Origin of the sequence: Alloalcanivorax balearicus MACL04 (assembly GCF_025532145.1) — a bacterium.
Lineage (GTDB): Bacteria > Pseudomonadota > Gammaproteobacteria > Pseudomonadales > Alcanivoracaceae > Alloalcanivorax > Alloalcanivorax balearicus.
This window is the reverse complement of record NZ_ARXS01000007.1, coordinates 15,442-34,869: the sequence shown is the minus strand read 5'-3', so window position 1 is coordinate 34,869 and position 19,428 is coordinate 15,442. Positions and strand designations below refer to the sequence as shown.

The window sequence follows — 19,428 nt, the reverse complement described above, 5'->3', positions numbered from 1 at the left end:
GCCCCGTCAGCTCACCAGCCAGTAAATCGCCCCGGCCACCGGCAATGCCACCAGCAGCGCCCGCCACCAGGGGACGAAGGCCTGGTCCGGGCCGGCTTCATCGGGCACCCGCTTGCGCCCGGTCAGCATGGCCGCCAGCAGTGGCTCCCCCAACACCCGGTGCAACAAGACCGCCGCCACATGCGCCACGATCAGAATCAATAGCAGATCAAAGTTCAAAAAGTGCACATCGGTGAGTGCGCGGGCCGTGGCGCCACCGACCTGACCGCTCAACGGCCCTTCCAGTGAAATGTCGTCGGTGGCGAACAGCCCGGTAACGGTTTGCACCAGCAGTGACAGCAACATCAACATTACCATCCAGCCACCCAGCGGATTGTGGCCGGCGAACACCGGCGCCCGTCCGCGGGCAAAGGCCTTGCTGTAGTCCAGTGTCCGCCGCGGCCCGGTCAGAAACGCCGTGAAACGGCTGTGGCGGGAGCCCCACAGCCCCCAGATGATGCGAAAAATCACCAAACCCAGCACCAGATAGCCGGCGCGCATATGCCAGACCATCAGCGCCTCGCCCTTGCCACCGGAGTACCAAAGGAAGCCGATAGCGGCCACCAGCAACCAATGAAACAGACGGGTGGGCAGGTCCCAGACACGAATGGCGTCCATGTTCTCTCCTTTCGATCAACTTGCTCCGTGGCCGGCCAACACCCGGCTTAGCAAATAAAGGGACGCTATTCGCGGATGAAATGTTCCCGGTAGTAGGCCAGTTCGGCGATCGATTCGCGGATGTCGTCCAACGCCAGATGCTTGTTCTCTTTTTTGAAGCCGGACAGGATCCGCGGCTTCCAGCGCGCGGCCAGCTCCTTCAAGGTGGAGACATCCAGATTGCGGTAGTGGAAGAACGCTTCCAGGGTCGGCATGTAGCGCGCCAGGAAACGGCGGTCCTGGCAAATGCTGTTGCCACACATCGGTGACATCTTCTCGTCCACGTATTGCGCCAGGAAAAGCAGGGTCTGCCGCTCCGCCTCCGCCTCGTCCACACGGCTGGCGCGTACCCGGTCGGTCAATCCGGAGTTGCCATGGTGGCGGGTATTCCATTCGTCCATGGCCGCCAAACGTTCATCGCTCTGATGCACCGCCAACACCGGTCCTTCCGCCAGCACATTCAGATTGGCGTCGGTGACGATGGTGGCGATCTCAATGATGCGATCCTGCTCGGGGCTCAAACCGGTCATTTCCAGGTCGATCCAGATCAGGTTGTCTTTCGATGGCATCTCAGGGGCCCCGTGCGGTAATGAATTTGACGTCATGGTAGCAGAGCCGGAGCCCCAACCGTGCCATAATGGCGCCACCTTAACCGACCCCTCGCGAACGCATGGCGAAACGCAATCTCAACCGGCGACAACGCTGGCGCATCGAAAAGATCCAGGCCGAGCGCCGCGATCGCATGCAGCGCAAAGCGGAAAAAGAACAGCCCGTGGCCACCACCCTCGGCGAGGAGCAGTGGGGTACGGTGATCGCCCATTTCGGCGGCCAGGTACTGGTGGAGGCCCGGGACGGCAACCGGACCCGCTGTCACTTCCGCGCCAATCTGGAACAGCTGGTGGTCGGCGACCGGGTGCTTTGGCATCCGCCGCACAGCGAGGGCACCGGCGTGGTCACGGCCGTGGAGCCGCGCCATTCGGTGCTGAAACGCCCGGACAATTACGGCAATTTGAAGCCCGTGGCCGCCAATGTGGACCGTCTCCTGGTGGTGTTCGCTCCGCGCCCGGCGCCTTCCAGCGCCCTGCTCGACCGCTACCTGGTGGCGGCGGAACTGTCCGGCATCGAGCCGGTGCTGGTGCTGAACAAGACCGATTTGCTGGACGATGGCAATCGCGAACACGCCGAGCACATCTGCGCGCTTTATCGCCACCTGGGCTATCAGGTCATCACCCTGTCCGCCCATGGCGACGGCCACCAATTGGCCTCCTTGCGCGCCGCCCTGGCGGATGCCACCAGCGTCTTCGTCGGTCAATCCGGGGTTGGCAAATCCTCTCTGGTGAACGCCATCCTGCCGGAGGCGGAACTGCCCGTGGGCGAAATTTCGGAGATGTCGGGGCTGGGCCAGCACACCACCACCACCGCCCGCTTGTTCCATTTCCCCGAAGGCGGTCATCTGATCGACTCCCCGGGGATTCGCGAATTCGGCCTCTGGCACATCGATGAACAGGAGTTGCTGCACGGTTATCGGGAGTTGTCCGAACGAGCCGGCCATTGCCGCTTCCGCAACTGTACCCACCGGCATGAACCCGGCTGCGCTCTGCTGGAAGCCGCCCAGGACGATGCCTTCATACACGAGCGCCTGAACAACTACTTCCAGATCGCCGACACCCTGGACGATGAGGCCCGCGCACGGTACTGAGTGATTCGCGCCGCCGCCATCGGGACTGTCCCGCCTGGATCCCACCTGGATAAAGCCCGGCGGATATTGGACAATGATTCCATGCACGAGGCGGTGAAATTTTATTCACACCCTCCAAATTCCCGACCCACGACCGTTTGATTGACTTATGTCCCTGCCCCTGTTGCTGGAACCCGCCGAACTGGCCAATCATCTTGATGACGCCAACCTGCTGATCGTTGATCTGAGCAAGGAACAGGTTTACGCCCAGGCCCATGTGCCCGGCGCCGTTCACCTGGATTTCAAACGCCTGCAGACAGGCACTCAGCCGGCCCCCGGCCTGCTGCCCGATGACGATACCCTTTCCGACCTGTTCTCCGAGCTGGGGCTGACCCCGGACACCCAGGTGGTCGCCTATGACGATGAAGGCGGCGGCTGGGCCGGGCGGCTGTTGTGGACCCTGGATTACATCGGCCATGCCCACTACACCTACCTCAATGGCGGCATCCACGCCTGGCTGGCGGCGGACCTGCCCACCAGCAGCGAACCGCATACCCCCACGCCCGGCGATTATGAGGTCAGCCTGCACAAGGCCGGCGTCAACGTGGGCCTGGAGACGGTGCTGGCCGAATACCAGAACCCGGACGTGGTGATCTGGGATGCGCGCTCCGAGGAGGAGTACGCCGGCATCCGCGCCTTCGCCCAGAAAGGCGGCCACATTCCTGGCGCGGTGCACTATGAGTGGACCGATGCCATGGACAAGAACGACCACCTGCGGGTGCGTGATCTGGATACCCTGCGCCAGGAACTGGCCGCGCTGGGCATCACCGCCGACCGCAGAGTGATCACCCACTGCCAGACCCACCATCGTTCCAGCTTTACCTGGCTGGTGGGCAAACTGCTGGGTTTCCCTCATATCGCCGGTTATGCCGGTTCCTGGGCGGAATGGGGCAACCACCCCGACACCCCGTTCGAAAAATCCGAATAACAACCGGCCGCATTTCGAGGTGCTCTTGAAGGACTTATGGCAACGTCTGTTCGTCGCTCTGCAATATCTGCTGCCCCACCACGCCTTGTCACGGCTGGTGGGCATTCTGGCCCGTAGCGAAACACCCTGGGTGAAGGACACCTTCATCCGTCTGTTCATTCGCCGCTTTCAGGTCGATCTGTCCGAAGCGGAGATCACCGAAGCCGAGCGCTATCCCCATTTCAACGCGTTCTTTACCCGTGCCCTGCGCGAAGGCGCCCGGCCACTACCGGAACAGGCCGATGCCATCGCCTGCCCGGCCGACGGCACCGTCAGCCAGCTTGGCGCCATTGAAGGCGACCGGATTTTCCAAGCCAAGGGACATAACTACAGCCTGTTCGAGCTGCTCGGCGGCGACCATGATCTGGCCACGGAATTCCTTGGCGGCCAGTTCGCCACCGTCTATCTGTCACCAAAGGATTATCACCGGGTGCACATGCCCACCGCCGGCACCCTGCGGGAAACGCGCTACGTACCCGGGCGGCTGTTCTCGGTGAACCAGGCCACCACCGAACGGGTACCCGGGCTGTTCGCCCGCAACGAACGGCTGGTGTGCATTTTCGATACCGAGCAGGGTCCGATGGCGGTGATTCTGGTGGGGGCGATGATCGTCGCCGGTATCGAAACCGTGTTCTCCGGCCAGGTCACACCGCTGTCTCGCCACGTGACGCACAGCGACTACCAGAACCGACAACCGATTACTCTGCAGCGGGGCGAAGAACTGGGCCGCTTCCTGCTCGGCTCCACCGCCATTGTGCTGTTCGCCCGTGGCCACGCGGAATTCGATGCCGCCCTGGCCGCCGAAAGCCCGGTACGCATGGGACAAGCAATGGGGACACTGCGCTAGGGGGCTTCACGCCCCCTATTCCGCCAGCGGCAAGCGGATCACCAGGGTGAAGCCCTGCCCTTCGCCGGTGCTTTCCGCCCAGATCCGCCCACCGCTCTGCTCGATCATTACCCGCGCCATCGCCAGAGACAGGCCAAACCCGTCCTCGTGGTGGCGTGATCCCATGATGAAAAAGGGCTCGAACAGACTCTCCAACTGATCCGCGCCGACACCGCGGCCATTATCACGCATACGGATTTCGCCCACGCTATCCAGGCGCTGACTGCTGATGTCGATGATTTCTCCAGCGGGACTGAAACGGATGGCGTTATCCAATGCCATCGCCAGCACCTCCTGCAGCTCACTCTCGTTGGCACGCACCCGCAGCCGTTCCGAAACCCGGTTCTGCACCTTCAGGCCACTCTGCTCCAGGCACTCGCAACGGCTGGTGGTAAGCGCCTCCACCAACCAGTAGGGGTCGCACACGGTGATCAGTGTGGGGCTTTCCCGATCCGACAGATCAAAATAACGTAGCGACGTGCTCACCAGCCCCATCAAACGTTGCTGCCCTTTGCGCACCAGATTCCAGGTATCCCGGCGATCATCATCGTCGCTCAGGGTATCCGCCGCCCCGAGCCAGTTGATGGGGGTGTTCAATTCATGGCTGACATATTGCAGGAAGGTGGACTTGTCCCGGTTCACGCGCTCCATTTCCGCCACATGGCGTTCCAGGTTGCGGCGGGATTCCTCGAACAAACTGTTGCGCTCCCGTTCCAGGAAACGAATGCGGTCCCCCAGGGCCAGCGACAGCATCACCACCACCCACAACGTGGCCAGATGCGGCAGGATGGTGATGAACGAGGTATAGGGAAGCCAGCCGACAATACCGAGGATGAAGATGAACACCAGCAGCATGAAGACCCACCAGGCCAGCACGAACAAGCGTGCCGCCCGATACCCCTGGGACAGGACCATCCAGCCAAGCCAGCTGAACAGCACGACCGTGACCCCCACCAAGGCGGTGGACAGATAGTAGGACCAGGGCGGCGCGATCATCAGTTGCACCGCCAGCAGCACGAACGCACCGATCAGGTAGCGCCGCAGCACCCGGTCATAGCGCGGAAAACGCACGCGCAATTCCAGGAAAGAGCGGGAGTACATGGCCAGCGCCGGACAACTGATGTAAATGCCAAGCCAGTAATACTCATTGAGCCTGGGCCACAACGGCCAGACAAACTGCAAACCAAAGCCGTTGATGTTGAGGATGAAGATCACCATCCCCACCAGGAAAGCGACGAAATACAGATAAACCGGTTCCCGCAGCGACAATGCCAACAGGGCGTTATAGATGACCATGATCAACAAACACCCGTAGAACACCCCGTACAGCAGGGTATCCCGGTAGGTGTATTCCACCAGCCCGGTGCTGTTGTAGAGCACCGGCGACAGGTTGATCGCCCCTTTGCCGCTGACTTTCACATAAAAGGTGCGCGGGCCGGGTCTGTCGGTGTTCAGGGGGAAAATAAAGGCCCGATGGTTCATCATCCGCATGTGGAACGGCAGTGTGTCCCCCATGGCCACTTCATCGTAACCGCCGTCCGGGCGCGGCGCATACAGCGTGATGTGGTCGAGAATCGGGTAACGTTCCACCAGATACCAGCTCTGGTTCATCACCTTGCTGGTGTCGAGCGTGAACCGCAGCCAGATCACGCTGCTGGTAAAACCGAAATTGGGCTCCTCCGCTGTGTTGACGGTAAAGCGGCGGGAAAAATCCTCACGCACCTGAGACAAATCCCACTGCCCCTCGGGATCCACCAGCACGTCCATGGATTTCGCCACCGCCACCTGATTCTGGTGGCCGTCCGGCACCACCACCGGCGCCGCCCAAAGCCGCGCGGCGCACAGGGCCAGCCCCAGAAACAGCAGGAAGTTACGGAACTTTACCAATCGTCGTTCCCCAAATGGTCATAAGAGCCTGTTCACGATCTTTACGCCGCGGCGACACAAGCACCACGGCCCGGGCTCAAAAGGTTATCATCGTTATCATGGTGTCGAACGGGCCAGAGCTTCGTTACGATTACACCAACTCGTTATCATCGGGGCCCGAGGGCCCGGGCGCAAGGAGAGCACCGTCATGGGACGTGCAATCAAGATCATTGTCATCGTAATCCTGGCCATCGTGGTATTGCTGGCCGCGGCGATCTTCGTCGTCACCCAGGTGATCGACCCCAACGATTTCAAGCCGCAGATCGAGGAACAGGCACGCCAGAACGCCAACCTGGACCTCTCCATTCCCGGCGACCTCTCCTGGCAGTTCTGGCCCTCACTGGGCGTCAGCCTGGGCCGCACAGAAGCCCGCATCGCCGATGAGGAAGAGCTGTTCGCCGCCCTCGACAACGCCAGCGTCAGCGTCGCCGTGTGGCCCCTGCTGCTTGGCAAGGTGGAAATGGATGGCGTGCTGATCGACGGCCTGGAAGTAAATCTGCGCGAAGATCAACAAGGCGGCAACTGGGAAAGGATCGGCCCCCAGGATGACACCAGCCAGGATCAGACCGAAGAGGAACAGCAAACCGCCGACGGCGGCGAGGAAGGCAGCACCCTTGATATTCCTCTGACCATTCCCTCAGTGGATATCACCAATGGCCGCATCAGCTATCGCAACGCCACCGACGGCACCGATATCCGCGTCGAGCATTTCAACTTCAATGCCCGCGATGTCAGTCTGGAGGAGCCATTCCCGCTGGAGATGTCGCTGCGCTATCAGGACCAGAGCGACATGCGCGTGGATCTGAACCTGAAAACCACCCTGGCCGCCAACCTGGATGCCAACCACTTCGTGTTGAATCCGATGGTGCTGGACGCCAATATCGCCGGCGCCACCGCCCAACCCGTGGATGTGCATCTGGAACAGGCGCTGGAAGTGAATCTGGATGAAGATAGCGCCAATCTCACCAACCTGGTGCTGCAGGCCGCCGGCACGCGTACCACCGGCGAAGCGCGGATCACCGGACTCACCGGCGACCTGGTCGTGGCCGGCAAACTCGATACCGAACCGTTCAACCTCAACACGGTACTGAAGACGCTGGGCGAGCCGGCCATCGAGACCCGGGGCGACAGTGCCCTCAACAAAGTGGCGATGAGCGCCACCCTGTCCGGCCCGGCCAACAGCGTCATCGCCAAGCCTCTTACCCTTACCCTTGATGACAGCACCATTAATGGCAGCGCCGGGCTGCAGAACCTGGAAACCGGCAAGATCGTCTTCGATCTGACCATGGACAAAATCCTGCTGGACCAGTATCTGCCTCCGGAAAGCCCTTCCTCCGAGGACAAACCGGCCGCCACCGGCGGCGACGCCGGCAAGAGCGGCGGTACCGCCAACCTCACCGAGGCCGAACTGATTCCGGTGGAGACCCTGCGTCCGTTGCTGCTGGACGGCAAGCTCCGCATCGGCCATCTGACCTTCGAACAGATCGAAGCCAGTGATCTGAGCTTTGCCGTGTCCGCCGCCAATGGCGTGTTGAAGCTAACCCAGGCCAGCGGCAAGACCCTGAACGGGGATTTCAACGCCAGCGGCACCCTCAACGTGGCCGGCAAGACTCCGCAGATCAGCGCGCGCACCAAGGTGAATCGCATGCAGATCCAGCCCATCGCCAAGATGGCCATGAAGGACGATCTGGCCACCGGTCTGTTCAGCATGGACGGCAGCTTCAACGCCAGCGGCAACAGCCAGAAGGCGCTGGTGGAATCGGCCAAGGGCAACTTGAACCTGGGACTGGCCGACGGTACCGTGCGCGGCCTGAATCTGTACAACACCCTGGTGGGCGGCATCAACGATACCCTTGGCGGGCTCAAGGGGCTGACCGCGCTGATTCCCGACCAGCAATCCGGCAAGCTGCCCTCGGTGCTCTCCGAGGACACCAAGATCATCGATCTGACCAGCAAAACCCGCCTGGACAAGCAGGTCGCCTACCTCGAAAGCCTGGATGCCACGCTGGAAAAAGGCAGCCTCTCCGGTAATGGCTGGTTCAACGTGCTGACCCAGCAATTCGATATGCACATCGGCATGAAGTCACCGGAGCTGGACGGCGGCAAATACCTGGGCGACGCCACCTGGCCGCTGCGCTGCCAGGGCAGCCTGGAGAGCAGCCCGGCCAAATGGTGCGGCCCGGACCGGGACGGCTTCCGCAAGATCGCCCAGCAGGCGGCCACCAACGCCGCCAAGGGCAAACTGAAAGACAAACTCGGCATCGACGCCGAAGGCGACACCACCGAGGAAGTGCTGAAAAACGCCGCCGGACAGAAAGCCCGGGAAGAGATCGACAAGCAGCGCGATAAACTCAACGAAAAACTGGGTGACAAACTCAAGGGGCTGTTCAACTGAGCACCACGACCACCGCTTTCAGCGACGCCGTGCTGGCCTGGTACGACCAGCACGGGCGCAAGGACCTGCCCTGGCAGCATCCACGCACGCCCTACCGGGTGTGGGTGTCGGAAATCATGCTGCAGCAGACCCAGGTGATTACCGTCATCGATTACTTCCGGCGCTTCATGGAGGTTTTCCCGGACGTGCATCGCCTGGCCGCCGCCGAGGTGGATCAGGTGCTGCACCTGTGGACCGGGTTGGGCTACTACGCCCGTGCCCGCAATCTGCACAAAGCGGCTCGGCAACTGGTCGGTGACCATGATGGCGAATTCCCACAAACCGTGGAGGAAGTGGCTTCCCTGCCCGGTATTGGCCGTTCCACCGCCGGAGCCATCCTGGCGCAAAGCCGTGGGGTACGCGCCCCCATCCTGGATGGCAACGTAAAACGGGTTCTGACCCGCCTGCACGCCGTGGCCGGCTGGCCCGGACAGAAAGCGGTGGAAAACCGGCTATGGGAACTGGCCGAGCACTACACGCCGCAGCAGCGCCTGGCGGACTATACCCAGGCAGTGATGGACCTTGGCGCCACGCTGTGCACCCGGCGACGCCCGGCCTGTGGCGAGTGTCCGGTGCATCGGCGCTGCCAGGCCCATGCCGATGGCAATCCGGAGCAGTATCCTGGCCGCAAGCCGGCCAAGGCCAAACCGGTTCGCCAATCCCGTATGCTGATCCTGCAAAGTGACGATGGCAGCGTCTGGCTGGAGCCGCGCCCGCCCAGCGGCATTTGGGGCGGCCTTTGGTGTTTTCCGCAACAAGACCTGGAGGAATCACCCGAAAGCCTGCTGACACAATGGGGCCTGACCGAACGCCGCCGGGAAACCCTGACGCCGTTCCGGCACACCTTCAGCCATTTTCACCTGGACGTGGAACCGGCGCTGATTCAGGTGGACGGCACCGGCACCCGCTTGGGGGAAGACCGTGGACGCTGGGTGGACCCCACCGATCCGGGCGAACTGGGCCTGGCCGCCCCGGTAAAAAAATTGCTCAGCGGGCTGCGTCAGCCGCGCCAACAGAGCATGCTGTAACCTGAAAACCCTGAACCATTCCGAGGATGCCATGACCCGCACCGTATTCTGCCGCAAATATCAGGAACGTCTGGAAGGCCTGGATCGCCCTCCCTTTCCTGGCACCAAGGGCCAGGACATCTATGACAACGTGTCACGCAAGGCCTGGCAGGAATGGCTGCAGCATCAAACCTTGCTGATTAACGAGAAGCACCTGAACGTGATGGATCCCAAGGCGCGCACCTTTCTCGACGAGCAACGTGATCGTTTTTTCAACAATGAAAACGTGGAACAGGCCGAGGGCTACACCCCGCCTTCGGAAGAAAATGACCAATAAATAACCGCACTTGACGACGTCCAACGGAGTCGCTTTAATACGCGCCCTGACGCCCGGATAGCTCAGTCGGTAGAGCAGGGGATTGAAAATCCCCGTGTCGGTGGTTCGATTCCGCCTCCGGGCACCATACAAAAAAGCCTCGCTCGCAAGAGCGGGGCTTTTTTTTGGTTCATCGCGGCTTTCCGGGCCCCAACAACGTTGTGGGTCAATCTGTTAACACGTCGACCGCTCACAGAAGGGGCTACAAGACCGCTGTGGGAGCTTGCCGGGCGGCGCTCCGCTTGCAAGCGAATGTGCCAACACCAGAGGCTGCATTCGCCAGCAAGCTGGCTCCTACAGTTTGCGCCACGGAGCCGCTGTGGGAAGCTTGCTTGCAAGCGAATTCTTGGGCAACGGGAGCCAATTCGCTTGCAAGCAAGCTTCCCACAGCCGCCTTGTAGCTATCTCTGAGTAAAAGAGGATGCGCCAGGGAAGAACAAATCAGCCGGCGTTATCGCGGCGGTTGCCGTTACCCGCCACGGCGGTGGCACTCTCCTGCTCATGCAGGTCGAAATAGGCCGCGTACTGGTTCTGGAAACGGCGCAACTCATCCGGCTGCAGCCGTTCGCGGGACGGCAATGAAGCGGTCATCGGGTTCAGCGGACGGCCATTGAGGCGCAGTTCGTAGTGCAAATGGGAGCCGGTGCTGCGGCCGGTATTGCCGCTCAGCGCAATGACATCGCCCGGCTTTACTTCCTGCCCGGGCCGCACTTGCGCCTTTTGCAGGTGCAGGTAGCGAGTCTGATAGCCCTGGCCGTGATCGATCACCACGAAGCGCCCCGCCAACGGATGGTAGGACACCGTGCGCACCACGCCCTTGGCCGGCGCCAGCACCCTGGTACCCACCGGCATGGCGAAATCCGTTCCCAAATGGGGCGTCACGCGCCCGGTGATGGGGTGATGGCGATGCAGATTGAACGGTGAACTGATGCGGTACTCACTGTTGAAGGGGGTCCGGCGGAAGCCCGGCAGCAGACTCTTGCCTTCCGGCGTATAGAAACGGTCATCGTCGAAGCGGGCGGCACGCACCGAGATCTGCTCCCCCTCGTAATCAAACCCCGCCAACCGGGCCGCGTAGGCCCCTTCAGCGTCGTCGATATACTCCAGGTCCACCAACAGGGAAAACCGGTCGCCCTTGCGGGCCTTGCTGGCCAAAGGCAGCAATTCCCCCATCTCCGCGGCGATGGCCTGGGCACGACCGCCCAGGGATGGCATCTCCGCCAGCGCGGCGGACAGGGAGGTACGGATCTCGCCACGCACCGCCACCTGATGCAGATTCCGCTCGTAGGTCAGCGCCGTTCGGTGCAACTGACCGCTTCGCAGATTCCATTCCCACCCCTTGGAGGGATCCGTCCACAATCTCAGTGCCAGCAGGCTGCCCTCACCATCGGCGCGCCATTCCAGATGCTGACCGGGACTGACCTGCCGCAGGATATCGGCGCTTCTGGGATCATTGAGCAAGGTGTACAGGGCAGCTTCCGGCAATTGCCACTGGTTGGTCCAGAGATTGGCCAGGGAGTCCCCCTGAGCGATGGTGTAGTGCTCCCATACCGTGGGAGCCGGGTCCACATCGACGGCATAAAGGTCGGAGTCCTCGATCAGCCCCAGCAGAGCCCGGTCCGTCATCAAGGCGGCGTCGCCGGAAGGCGCCCACCACCAGGACGCCAACGCAATGGCGGCCGCCAGAGCGGGCACCATGGCGCGCAGCAGGGGCGATCTCGAGGTCCGTGTTGTGGCGGTGGATTCCGTCATGACAACCGTGATCTGGGACCGGCCGTGCCGGTCGGTCTGTTTCTGTATTCGTGAACAAGGGTTCAGAACCAAGCGGCCGTGACCCGGCCGGGGCGCGAAAACAAGGGCGCCACCATACCCGATCCCGAGGTCAGGCCCAAGCACCGGAAGCACCGGGGTTCAGGGCCGCGCGGTCAGCGGGCATCCCGGTTATCGACAACGGCCTGGCGATTTGGTTGCAAATCCGCTTTTGACTCAGGGCAACAGACTTTCTATATTGCCTTGCCCGGCGGCCCTGCCGCCGGATCGTTCTCGGGGCGGGGTGAAAGTCCCCACCGGCGGTAAGGGAGCCTCTCCCAAGCCCGCGAGCGCCCGCGGCCACAGGCCATCGCCATTGTCTCCATCGGCGGTCCGGTCTGCCTCACGGTCACGGGGTCAGCAGATCTGGTGTGATTCCAGAGCCGACGGTGATAGTCCGGATAAGAGAGAACGGGACGGTTCCCCTGCCTCCGTGGCGGCACGCCCATGCGTTGCCTTCGCGCCGGCACCGACCCACGTTCGCCCTGATTCATCTCAACGCCACTCAGGAAACACGGCATGAATCAGACCCAGAGTTCCACCCAGCCTTACCATCCCGAACAACAGCGTATGGCCTTTATCCATGCCAGCTGGCACCAGGACATCGTGCTCCAGTGTCTGGCCGGCTTTCGCGAAGAACTGGGCCGCCTCGGCTACGGCGACGACCAGATCGACGTGATCGCGGTACCCGGCGCCTACGAAATCCCCCTGCAAGCCAAACTGCTGGCCAAATCCGGCCGTTACGCGTCGATCGCCTGCAGCGGCCTGGTGGTGGATGGCGGCATTTATCGCCACGACTTCGTCGCCACCGCGGTCATCAACGGCCTGATGCAGGTGCAGCTGGAAACCGAAGTGCCGGTTCTCACCGCGGTGCTCACGCCGCATCATTTCCATGAACATACCGAGCACCATGATTATTTTTCCCGGCATTTCGTCACCAAGGGGCGGGAGCTGGCGAACGCCGCCGATGGCGCCATGCGCCGCACCTCCGACGCCAAATCGTTCCTGTAGGGTGCAGTTTGACGCCGGTGAACACTCGCGGTTTCCCCCAGCGGTGACGGTAAGTGCCCCCCCGGGGAAATCGCGGTTGATCGACCGCTGGCACGCTAGCACGCCACATTCGCGAGCAAGCTCGCTTCCCACAGCGACATCGTAGCCCCCTGTGGGAAGCGAGCTTGCTCGCGAATACAGTGCGAATTCATGTCCCCAAGACCACGCTGTAAGCGCGCCGCCCCCTATTCCAGAGTCGCCAAATCCACGCTGACATGGGCCGCCACCACCTTCCAGCCGTCCTCGAAACGGATCCAGGTCTGCATCTGGCGCCCCAATTGCTGACTGTCTCCGTTACGAAATTGGGTGCTGACCGTGGCGGCGTCGGCCCCATAAGTGGTGATCACGGTATTCAGCAGCCGGCGACTGGCGGGCACCGGCTCGCACTGACGCCGATAGCGAGCGATAGTGCCGGCACCGTATAAATTCTCGGCAACGCCGTAGCGCACCGTTGCCTCCGCGTCCCAGAAAGCCCGATCCAGCGCCGCCAGCCGGTTGGCCAACAGCGCCTCTTCATACGCCTCGAAAGCGGCGCGTACCTCGGCCACCACCGAGGGAATATTGATGTCCTGACCGGTCATGCACTCACTCCTTGTTGGAAAGCCCGGCGCAACGCGTCCAGTGAGGCGCACCGTCCGACGATGCCGCCCTGGGCCACGATCATCGCCAGAGTGGCGGCTTTGAATTCGGGGAAGTAGCTTTCCGTGGCATCCTCGATCACCAGGCAGTCATAGCCCCGATCGCAGGCCTCACGCATGCTGGTTTGTACACAGACTTCGGTGGTGACGCCGGCGAAAATCAACTGAGTGATACCCGCGTCGCGCAGGCGCTGATCCAGCCCGGTGGCATGGAACATGCCTTTTCCCGGCTTATCCACCTGCCATTCACCGGGCCCGGGCGCCACCGCATCGAGGATCCGGTTGCCGGGCTCGCCGCGCACCAGGATCCGTCCCATTGGTCCGTCATCGCCAATGCGGCGCCCCGCTGGCAGTTTGTTCCGTTTCAACGGCGGGCAGTCGGACAGATCCGGCAGATGCGATTCACGGGTATGGATCACCGTCAGCCGCTGATCCCGGGCCAGCGCCAGCAGCGCCGCCACTCTCGGCACCACCGGCGCCAGCCGGGACACATCATTGCCGAGCGCCGCGCCAAACCCGCCAGGTTCGATGAAATCCCGCTGCATATCGATCACCACCAAGGCGCAGTGACCAGGGTCGAGGGGAAAAGCATCCGGCTTCGCGGTGACGCTCAACATGCCTCCGCCTCCACGCCGGCCATGTGACGTCCCAGTTCAACCCGGTTGGCGTCGGCGGCGCGGGTCTGGTAGCTGATGTGGCCGTCATGGATCACCAGGATCCGGTCCGCCAGCTCCAGCAGCTCATCCAGGTCTTCACTCAGCAGCAACACTCCGGCGCCACGATTGCGCGCTTCCAGCAGACGCTGGTGGATCATCGCCACGGAGGCGAAATCGAGGCCGAACACCGGGTTGGATACGATCAGCACCGCCACCTCCTCGGTCAGTTCCCGCGCCAGCACCACCCGTTGCACGTTGCCACCGGAAAGAGTCTGGATCGGACGCGCCGGGTCCGCCGGGCTGACCTGGAAGCGCTCGATACGCTCACCGGCCTGTTTGTCGATGGCGGCCCGGTTGATCCACCAACCCCAACGGCACAGCGCGGGTTGATCAAACTGCCGCAACGCCAGATTCTCCGCCACGCTCATGGTACCGATACAGGCATTGCGCAAAGGCTCCTCCGGCAGGCTGTGTACTTTCTCCCGCAGCATTTCCTCACGTCGGCCATGGTAGGGGCGGCCGTTAATGAAAACCGATCCGCTCTCCGCCTGACGCTGCCCGAGCAGCACCTCGGTAAGCTCTTTCTGGCCATTGCCGGAAATACCGGCGATGCCGACGATTTCCCCAGGGCGCACCGACAGGGACACCCGGTGCACCGCCTCAACGCCCTTGTCGTTATGCGCCACCATATCCGTGACACACAGGCACGGTTCGGCCTTCTCGTTCACCGGCGGTCGCTCCACCGTGGTGTTATGGGTTGGCGCCCGCCCCATCATCCAGCCGGACAGCGCCTCCACCGTGGTGTCCGCCACCGCGCAGCTGCCCACCATGGCGCCCTTGCGCAGCACGGTCACGTCATCGGCAAAGGCGGTGACTTCCCGGAATTTGTGCGTGATCATCAGAACCGATACTTCCCCGGCGTGAGCGAGGTCCCGCATCAGCCCGAGCACTTCATCCGCCTCCTGCGGCGTCAGCACCGAGGTCGGTTCATCAAGGATGATGAGACGGCGCTGTAAATAAAGCTGTTTGAGAATTTCCAACTTCTGCTTTTCGCCGGCGGCGAGCCCGCTCACCGGACGGTCCGGGTCCAATTGGAACGGCATATCGTCCATGAACGCCCGCAGTTGATCCCGTTCCTCTTTCCACCGGATTCGCAATGGCGGATCGTCGCGGGACAACACCAGGTTCTCCGCCACGCTGAGGCCCGGCGCTACCGTGAAGTGCTGGTAGACCATGCCGATGCCGAGTGCATGCGCCTCACGCGGTGCACGAATTTGCCGCTCGCGATCACTGACCAGAATCGACCCGCTGTCCAGCGGATCGTAGCCCACCAGACCTTTCACCAGCGTGCTTTTACCGGCCCCGTTCTCCCCCAGCAGCGCATGCACGGTACCGGCACGGACTTTCAGGGATACCCCATCGAGCGCGCGAAAATGTCCGTAGGATTTCCCCGCGCTCAGAGTTTCCAGGCTCAGTGCCCTCATGATCAGACTCCATTCAGGGCTCGCAACAGGGCTTCGGAATCCGACACCGCGCCGAACACGCCCCCCTGCATCTTCACCATCTTGATCGCGGCGGCGTGATTGCCGGCGTCGGTGGCACCGCAGCAGTCCTCCAGCAGCAGACACTCGAAACCCCGGTCATTGGCTTCACGCATGGTGGTGTGCACGCACACGTCGGTGGTGATACCGGTAAGGATGAGGTTTTCGATGCCACGGGTGCGCAGAATCAATTCAAGATCGGTGGCACAGAACGACCCCTTACCGGGTTTGTCGATGATCACTTCACCGGCCAGTGGCGCCAGCTCCGGAATGATCTCCCACCCCGGTTCGCCACGGACCAGAATGCGGCCGCAGGGTCCCTGATCGCCGATACCGGCGCCGATGCGCCGCGAACGCCAGCGCTTGTTGGCGGGCAAGTCGGACAAATCCGGGCGATGCCCTTCGCGGGTATGAATGATGCAAAATCCTTGCTCCCGCATCAGCGTCAGCACCGTTTTGATCGGTTCAATCGGTGCCCGGGTCAGCGACAGATCGTAGCCCATGGTGTCGACGTAACCGCCGGCGCCGCAGAAGTCGGTCTGCATATCGATCACGATCAGCACGGTATTTTCCGGCGTCAGTTCGCCGTTGTACGGCCACGGGTAGGGTTCCGAATCCAGGTAACGTGGTGGCATGACATTCAATCCTTCTGGTCGGCGTGATCGCCGCTGGGCGAGTAAAGGCGTTCCGGCGCATCGAACCCGAAAGCACGTCCGTCGGTGTGCACCACCTGCTCTTCCCACGGCAGCCGGTAACGGCCGGCGGCCAGGTCGTGCATGTAGGTATAGGGGCAGTCTCCAGCGCCGCCCTTCACCGCCACGTAACCGCGATGGCCGAACTGATAGATATTGTTTTCCACGCCCCAGTGCCGCCGCGCCTCGCGCACCAGATCAGGACGCAGCTCGCAGCAGACGATTTCATCGGCCCGACCACTTCCTTCCACCAGCGGTACACCGTCGAAGTTGACGAACATGGCTTCGCCCATGGAATCGAAAGTACCGTCGGAGCCGCACATGCAGACGCTGGCGGTTTGCATCAGGTTGCAGAACGCATTGGCCTGGTTGGTGATTTTCCAGGAATGCCGGATGGGCGCGGTGTAACCGGCGGTGCGGATCATGATTTCCGCGCCTTTATAGGCGCACTCCCGCGCCATTTCCGGGAACATGCCATCGTGGCAAATGATCAGCGCCAGCTTGCACCCTTTGGGGCCGTCGCACACCGGGATTCCCAGGTCGCCCGGCTCCCAAGGCTCCACCGGCACCCAGGGATGCAATTTGCGGTAGTACAACTGAATCTCGCCCTGATCATCGATGATCAGACCGCTGTTGAACGGATTGCCTCCGGGATTGGCTTCCATGATCGAGAAGCAGCCCCAGATGCGGTTTTCCACGCAGGCCTCACGCAGCGCGCTGACTTCCGGACCATCAAGAGAACACAGGACCTCATCGGAGGTGTCCATGGATAACCCGTGCAACGAGTACTCGGGGAATACGATCAGATCCATCTCCGGCATACTGCGCCGGGCCTTGCCGATCATCCGGATTACGTTCTGTGTTTGTTGCCACACTTCGTCGCGACTGTGCGGATCCGGCAACGCCAGCTGCGCCAGGCCGACAACCACACCGTTCGGGGATTTATTCAAGCCTCCAAGGCCACTGCTCATGTCATCGTCTCCTATCGGTTGAGACTCAACTCACCGGGCGCACCGCTGAGGGTTTGATTGGGTCGGCAGGACAGGTACATCACCAGCAGAGTGAGGGCGTAAGGCATGGCCGCGAACAGGTAATAGCCGCTGCTGATGCCCACCGCCTGCAACGCCGGGCCGACCGCGCCGGAGGCGCCGAACAATAAAGCCGCCCACAAACAGTTCAGTGGTTGCCAGCGGGCGAAGATCACCAGTGCCACGGCCATCAGTCCCTGGCCACTGGAAAGCCCTTCATTCCAGCTGCCGGGGTAATAGAGAGACAGATAAGCGCCGCCAACACCGGCCAGGAAGCCGCCGCTGGCGGTGGCCAGGGTGCGCACCAGCGCCGGCCGGTATCCGAGGGCCCGGGCGGATTGGGCGTGATCCCCCACCAACCGCAGCACCAATCCCCAACGGGTGGCGCGCAGCCCCCAGTGCATCAACAACGTCAGGGCCACGCCGATAAAGAACAGAACATTCACCGACAGAGCGGAGCGCACCCGGGCGTCATCGCTCCATGCCCCCAGCTCGATGGACGGCAAAGACGGCGCCTGCGGCTGGATGAACGCCTTGCCGAAAAAGAACGCCAGACCGGTACCCAACAGGATCAGAGCAATCCCGAAGGCGATGTCATTGACCCGAGGCAGAGAACAGATCACGCCGTGGAAAGCACCGAGCGCGCAGCCGGCACAACCGGCGGCCAGCACACCGAGCCAGGCGGAATCGGTGAGATAGGCCACGGCGTAGCCGCTCATGGCGCCCACCACCAGAATGCCCTCCAGACCCAGATTGATGCGGCCGCCTTTCTCGGTCAGACATTCGCCGAGACTGACGAACAGGAACGGGGTTCCCACCCGTATGGCGCCGGCCAGCAAAGCCAGCAGCAATACCGAATAGTCGATTTCAGCCATGTTGCACCACCCCTTCGGCCGGCGCCCGGCCTCGCTCCCGCCAGTGAATACGCCAATGCAGAACGCGGCCGTTCAACGCTTCCCAGGCCAGCAGATTGACGAACAGCACGCCTTCGAGAATCAAAGTGGTGGCATCGGGCAGCCCCAGCCGCCGTTGCAGCAGGCTGCCGCTGGCTTCGACCCCGCCGAGCAGAATCGCACAGACGATGATCGCCAACGGGTTATGGCGGGCGGCGAAGGCCACCAGAATGCCGCTGGTGCCATAACCGGCGATCAAAGCCGCGTTGGCGCTGCCCTGAACCGCCGCCACTTCGAACATGCCGGCAAGGCCGGCGGCGGCTCCGCCCAGCGCGCAGGTCACCAGCACCAGACGGTTTACCGGCAACCCAAGCATACGGGCGGCACGCACATTGCCGCCGACAATGGAAAAGGCGAAACCGGAAACACTGTGGCGAACCAGCACATGGGCCAGCAGGCAAACTACCACGCCGGCCACCAGACCCCAGTGCACGTAGAACGTATCGCTGATCACGCCCACGCTGTACGCATCCGGCAACGGTGCCGTGGACGGTTTGTTCAGACTGGCGGGATCCCGCAGCGGGCCTTCCACCAGATGCCGGAACACCGCCAGGGCGATATAGGAAAGCAGCAGGCTGCCGATAGTCTCGTTGACACCGCGCCGTTGGCGCATCCAGCCACTGAGACCGATCCAGAAGCCACCCACGGCCATGGCGGCGGCGGCCATCGCCACCCACATCAGCGAGGCCGGCAATGCCGGCAGCCACAGCGGCGTCACCGCCGCCGCCAACCCGCCCAGCACCAGCGCGCCTTCGCCGCCGATGATGATCAGGCCGGCCCGTGCCGGCAACGCCACGCACAGCGCCGTCAACATCAGCGGCGCCGCGCGCAGAAGTGTGTTTTCCCAGGAAAACGTCGAGCCGAAGGCACCCTGATAAATCAGCGCGCCGGCTTCCAGAACCGGTATTTCCCGGGCCCAAAGAAACACGGAGAACAACACCACGGTCGTGGCCACCGCCAACACCGTGGGCAGCGCGGGCAGGCCCAAAGCCAGCCCGCGAGCGGCAACGGGAGGAATACGTATCGACATC

Annotated in this window: 18 protein-coding genes, 1 tRNA gene and 1 riboswitch; of the genes, 8 read left to right on the top strand and 11 right to left on the bottom strand. The window is 62.4% G+C overall.

Features of this window, described 5'->3' with window-relative positions; translation table 11 throughout:
* Window positions 1–6: 6 nt before the first annotated feature.
* On the bottom strand, window positions 7–657 hold the full coding sequence (locus tag MA04_RS07930) for a cytochrome b/b6 domain-containing protein (protein WP_262460040.1): 651 nt from the start codon (window positions 655–657) through the stop codon (window positions 7–9).
* 65 nt (window positions 658–722) lie between these two features.
* On the bottom strand, window positions 723–1,265 hold the full coding sequence (gene orn, locus MA04_RS07925; protein ID WP_262460039.1) for an oligoribonuclease: 543 nt from the start codon (window positions 1,263–1,265) through the stop codon (window positions 723–725).
* Between the two features lie 101 nt (window positions 1,266–1,366).
* Between orn and rsgA the strand changes: the two genes are divergently transcribed.
* The 3 genes from rsgA to asd all read left to right on the top strand — a co-directional run bounded on the left by rsgA (window position 1,367) and on the right by asd (window position 4,248).
* Entirely contained in the window at window positions 1,367–2,395 is a 1,029-nt protein-coding gene (gene rsgA, locus MA04_RS07920; RefSeq protein WP_262460038.1) for a small ribosomal subunit biogenesis GTPase RsgA, read from the top strand.
* 148 nt (window positions 2,396–2,543) lie between these two features.
* Window positions 2,544–3,362, top strand: coding sequence for a sulfurtransferase (locus tag MA04_RS07915; RefSeq protein WP_262460037.1), 819 nt, complete (start codon window positions 2,544–2,546; stop codon window positions 3,360–3,362).
* Between the two features lie 25 nt (window positions 3,363–3,387).
* Window positions 3,388–4,248, top strand: a complete 861-nt coding sequence (gene asd, locus MA04_RS07910; RefSeq protein ID WP_262460036.1) for an archaetidylserine decarboxylase — start codon at window positions 3,388–3,390, stop codon at window positions 4,246–4,248.
* A gap of 15 nt (window positions 4,249–4,263) precedes the next feature.
* Here asd and MA04_RS07905 read toward each other — a convergent pair whose 3' ends face one another.
* Complete coding sequence (locus MA04_RS07905; RefSeq protein WP_163123368.1) at window positions 4,264–6,174, bottom strand: sensor histidine kinase; 1,911 nt, start codon at window positions 6,172–6,174, stop codon at window positions 4,264–4,266.
* A 187-nt stretch (window positions 6,175–6,361) separates the two neighbouring features.
* On the opposite strand from MA04_RS07905, the gene MA04_RS07900 reads away from it, so the two are divergent.
* From MA04_RS07900 to MA04_RS07885, 4 genes are all read left to right on the top strand, one after another.
* A complete protein-coding gene (locus tag MA04_RS07900; RefSeq protein ID WP_262460035.1) occupies window positions 6,362–8,608 on the top strand; it encodes an AsmA family protein in 2,247 nt (748 codons plus the stop codon).
* A 29-nt stretch (window positions 8,609–8,637) separates the two neighbouring features.
* Window positions 8,638–9,675 carry an A/G-specific adenine glycosylase gene (gene mutY, locus MA04_RS07895; RefSeq protein ID WP_240342684.1) on the top strand — a complete coding sequence of 346 codons (1,038 nt, stop codon included), beginning with the start codon at window positions 8,638–8,640 and terminating at the stop codon, window positions 9,673–9,675.
* Window positions 9,676–9,706: 31 nt separating this feature from the next.
* Window positions 9,707–9,991 carry an oxidative damage protection protein gene (locus MA04_RS07890; RefSeq protein WP_163123362.1) on the top strand — a complete coding sequence of 95 codons (285 nt, stop codon included), beginning with the start codon at window positions 9,707–9,709 and terminating at the stop codon, window positions 9,989–9,991.
* Window positions 9,992–10,042: 51 nt separating this feature from the next.
* Window positions 10,043–10,118, top strand: a tRNA-Phe gene (locus MA04_RS07885).
* A 353-nt stretch (window positions 10,119–10,471) separates the two neighbouring features.
* Here the strand turns inward: MA04_RS07885 and MA04_RS07880 are convergent.
* Window positions 10,472–11,782, bottom strand: a complete 1,311-nt coding sequence (locus tag MA04_RS07880) for a peptidoglycan DD-metalloendopeptidase family protein (protein WP_262460034.1) — start codon at window positions 11,780–11,782, stop codon at window positions 10,472–10,474.
* A 283-nt stretch (window positions 11,783–12,065) separates the two neighbouring features.
* A riboswitch (FMN riboswitch) is annotated at window positions 12,066–12,256 on the top strand.
* A gap of 102 nt (window positions 12,257–12,358) precedes the next feature.
* Here MA04_RS07880 and MA04_RS07875 point away from each other — a divergent pair.
* On the top strand, window positions 12,359–12,850 hold the full coding sequence (locus MA04_RS07875; RefSeq protein WP_262460033.1) for a 6,7-dimethyl-8-ribityllumazine synthase: 492 nt from the start codon (window positions 12,359–12,361) through the stop codon (window positions 12,848–12,850).
* 224 nt (window positions 12,851–13,074) lie between these two features.
* Here the strand turns inward: MA04_RS07875 and hpxZ are convergent, their stop codons facing one another.
* From hpxZ to MA04_RS07840, 7 genes are read right to left on the bottom strand one after another with little or no spacing between them, the layout of a single operon-like run.
* Window positions 13,075–13,470, bottom strand: coding sequence for an oxalurate catabolism protein HpxZ (hpxZ, locus tag MA04_RS07870; RefSeq protein ID WP_163123356.1), 396 nt, complete (start codon window positions 13,468–13,470; stop codon window positions 13,075–13,077).
* Window positions 13,467–14,144 (bottom strand): cysteine hydrolase family protein, encoded by a 678-nt coding sequence (locus MA04_RS07865; RefSeq protein WP_163123353.1) that lies wholly within the window; start codon window positions 14,142–14,144, stop codon window positions 13,467–13,469. The genes hpxZ and MA04_RS07865 overlap by 4 nt, the downstream gene beginning before the upstream one ends.
* Window positions 14,138–15,667 carry an ABC transporter ATP-binding protein gene (locus MA04_RS07860; protein WP_262460032.1) on the bottom strand — a complete coding sequence of 510 codons (1,530 nt, stop codon included), beginning with the start codon at window positions 15,665–15,667 and terminating at the stop codon, window positions 14,138–14,140. The genes MA04_RS07865 and MA04_RS07860 overlap by 7 nt, the downstream gene beginning before the upstream one ends.
* Window positions 15,668–15,669: 2 nt before the next feature.
* Window positions 15,670–16,359, bottom strand: coding sequence for a biuret amidohydrolase (biuH, locus tag MA04_RS07855; RefSeq protein WP_262460031.1), 690 nt, complete (start codon window positions 16,357–16,359; stop codon window positions 15,670–15,672).
* 5 nt (window positions 16,360–16,364) lie between these two features.
* The gene (locus MA04_RS07850) at window positions 16,365–17,387 is read right to left on the bottom strand and encodes a formamidase (protein ID WP_262460030.1); all 1,023 of its coding nucleotides are present in this window, start codon (window positions 17,385–17,387) and stop codon (window positions 16,365–16,367) included.
* A gap of 11 nt (window positions 17,388–17,398) precedes the next feature.
* Entirely contained in the window at window positions 17,399–18,319 is a 921-nt protein-coding gene (locus MA04_RS07845) for an ABC transporter permease (protein WP_014993111.1), read from the bottom strand.
* The gene (locus MA04_RS07840; protein WP_262460029.1) at window positions 18,312–19,427 is read right to left on the bottom strand and encodes an ABC transporter permease; all 1,116 of its coding nucleotides are present in this window, start codon (window positions 19,425–19,427) and stop codon (window positions 18,312–18,314) included. Before MA04_RS07840 ends, MA04_RS07845 begins: the two co-directional genes overlap by 8 nt.
* Between the last annotated feature and the right edge of the window lies 1 nt (window position 19,428).

Coding starts and splice junctions, on each gene's coding strand:
- MA04_RS07850 (WP_262460030.1), bottom strand. CDS start 17,387: ATGAGCAGTGGCCTTGGAGGCTTGAATAAATCCCCGAACGGTGTGGTT.
- MA04_RS07900 (WP_262460035.1), top strand. CDS start 6,362: ATGGGACGTGCAATCAAGATCATTGTCATCGTAATCCTGGCCATCGTG.
- MA04_RS07860 (WP_262460032.1), bottom strand. CDS start 15,667: ATGAGGGCACTGAGCCTGGAAACTCTGAGCGCGGGGAAATCCTACGGA.
- hpxZ (WP_163123356.1), bottom strand. CDS start 13,470: ATGACCGGTCAGGACATCAATATTCCCTCGGTGGTGGCCGAGGTACGC.
- MA04_RS07930 (WP_262460040.1), bottom strand. CDS start 657: ATGGACGCCATTCGTGTCTGGGACCTGCCCACCCGTCTGTTTCATTGG.
- biuH (WP_262460031.1), bottom strand. CDS start 16,359: ATGCCACCACGTTACCTGGATTCGGAACCCTACCCGTGGCCGTACAAC.
- MA04_RS07890 (WP_163123362.1), top strand. CDS start 9,707: ATGACCCGCACCGTATTCTGCCGCAAATATCAGGAACGTCTGGAAGGC.
- MA04_RS07840 (WP_262460029.1), bottom strand. CDS start 19,427: ATGTCGATACGTATTCCTCCCGTTGCCGCTCGCGGGCTGGCTTTGGGC.
- orn (WP_262460039.1), bottom strand. CDS start 1,265: ATGCCATCGAAAGACAACCTGATCTGGATCGACCTGGAAATGACCGGT.
- MA04_RS07875 (WP_262460033.1), top strand. CDS start 12,359: ATGAATCAGACCCAGAGTTCCACCCAGCCTTACCATCCCGAACAACAG.
- MA04_RS07915 (WP_262460037.1), top strand. CDS start 2,544: ATGTCCCTGCCCCTGTTGCTGGAACCCGCCGAACTGGCCAATCATCTT.
- MA04_RS07880 (WP_262460034.1), bottom strand. CDS start 11,782: ATGACGGAATCCACCGCCACAACACGGACCTCGAGATCGCCCCTGCTG.
- MA04_RS07865 (WP_163123353.1), bottom strand. CDS start 14,144: ATGTTGAGCGTCACCGCGAAGCCGGATGCTTTTCCCCTCGACCCTGGT.
- rsgA (WP_262460038.1), top strand. CDS start 1,367: ATGGCGAAACGCAATCTCAACCGGCGACAACGCTGGCGCATCGAAAAG.
- MA04_RS07845 (WP_014993111.1), bottom strand. CDS start 18,319: ATGGCTGAAATCGACTATTCGGTATTGCTGCTGGCTTTGCTGGCCGGC.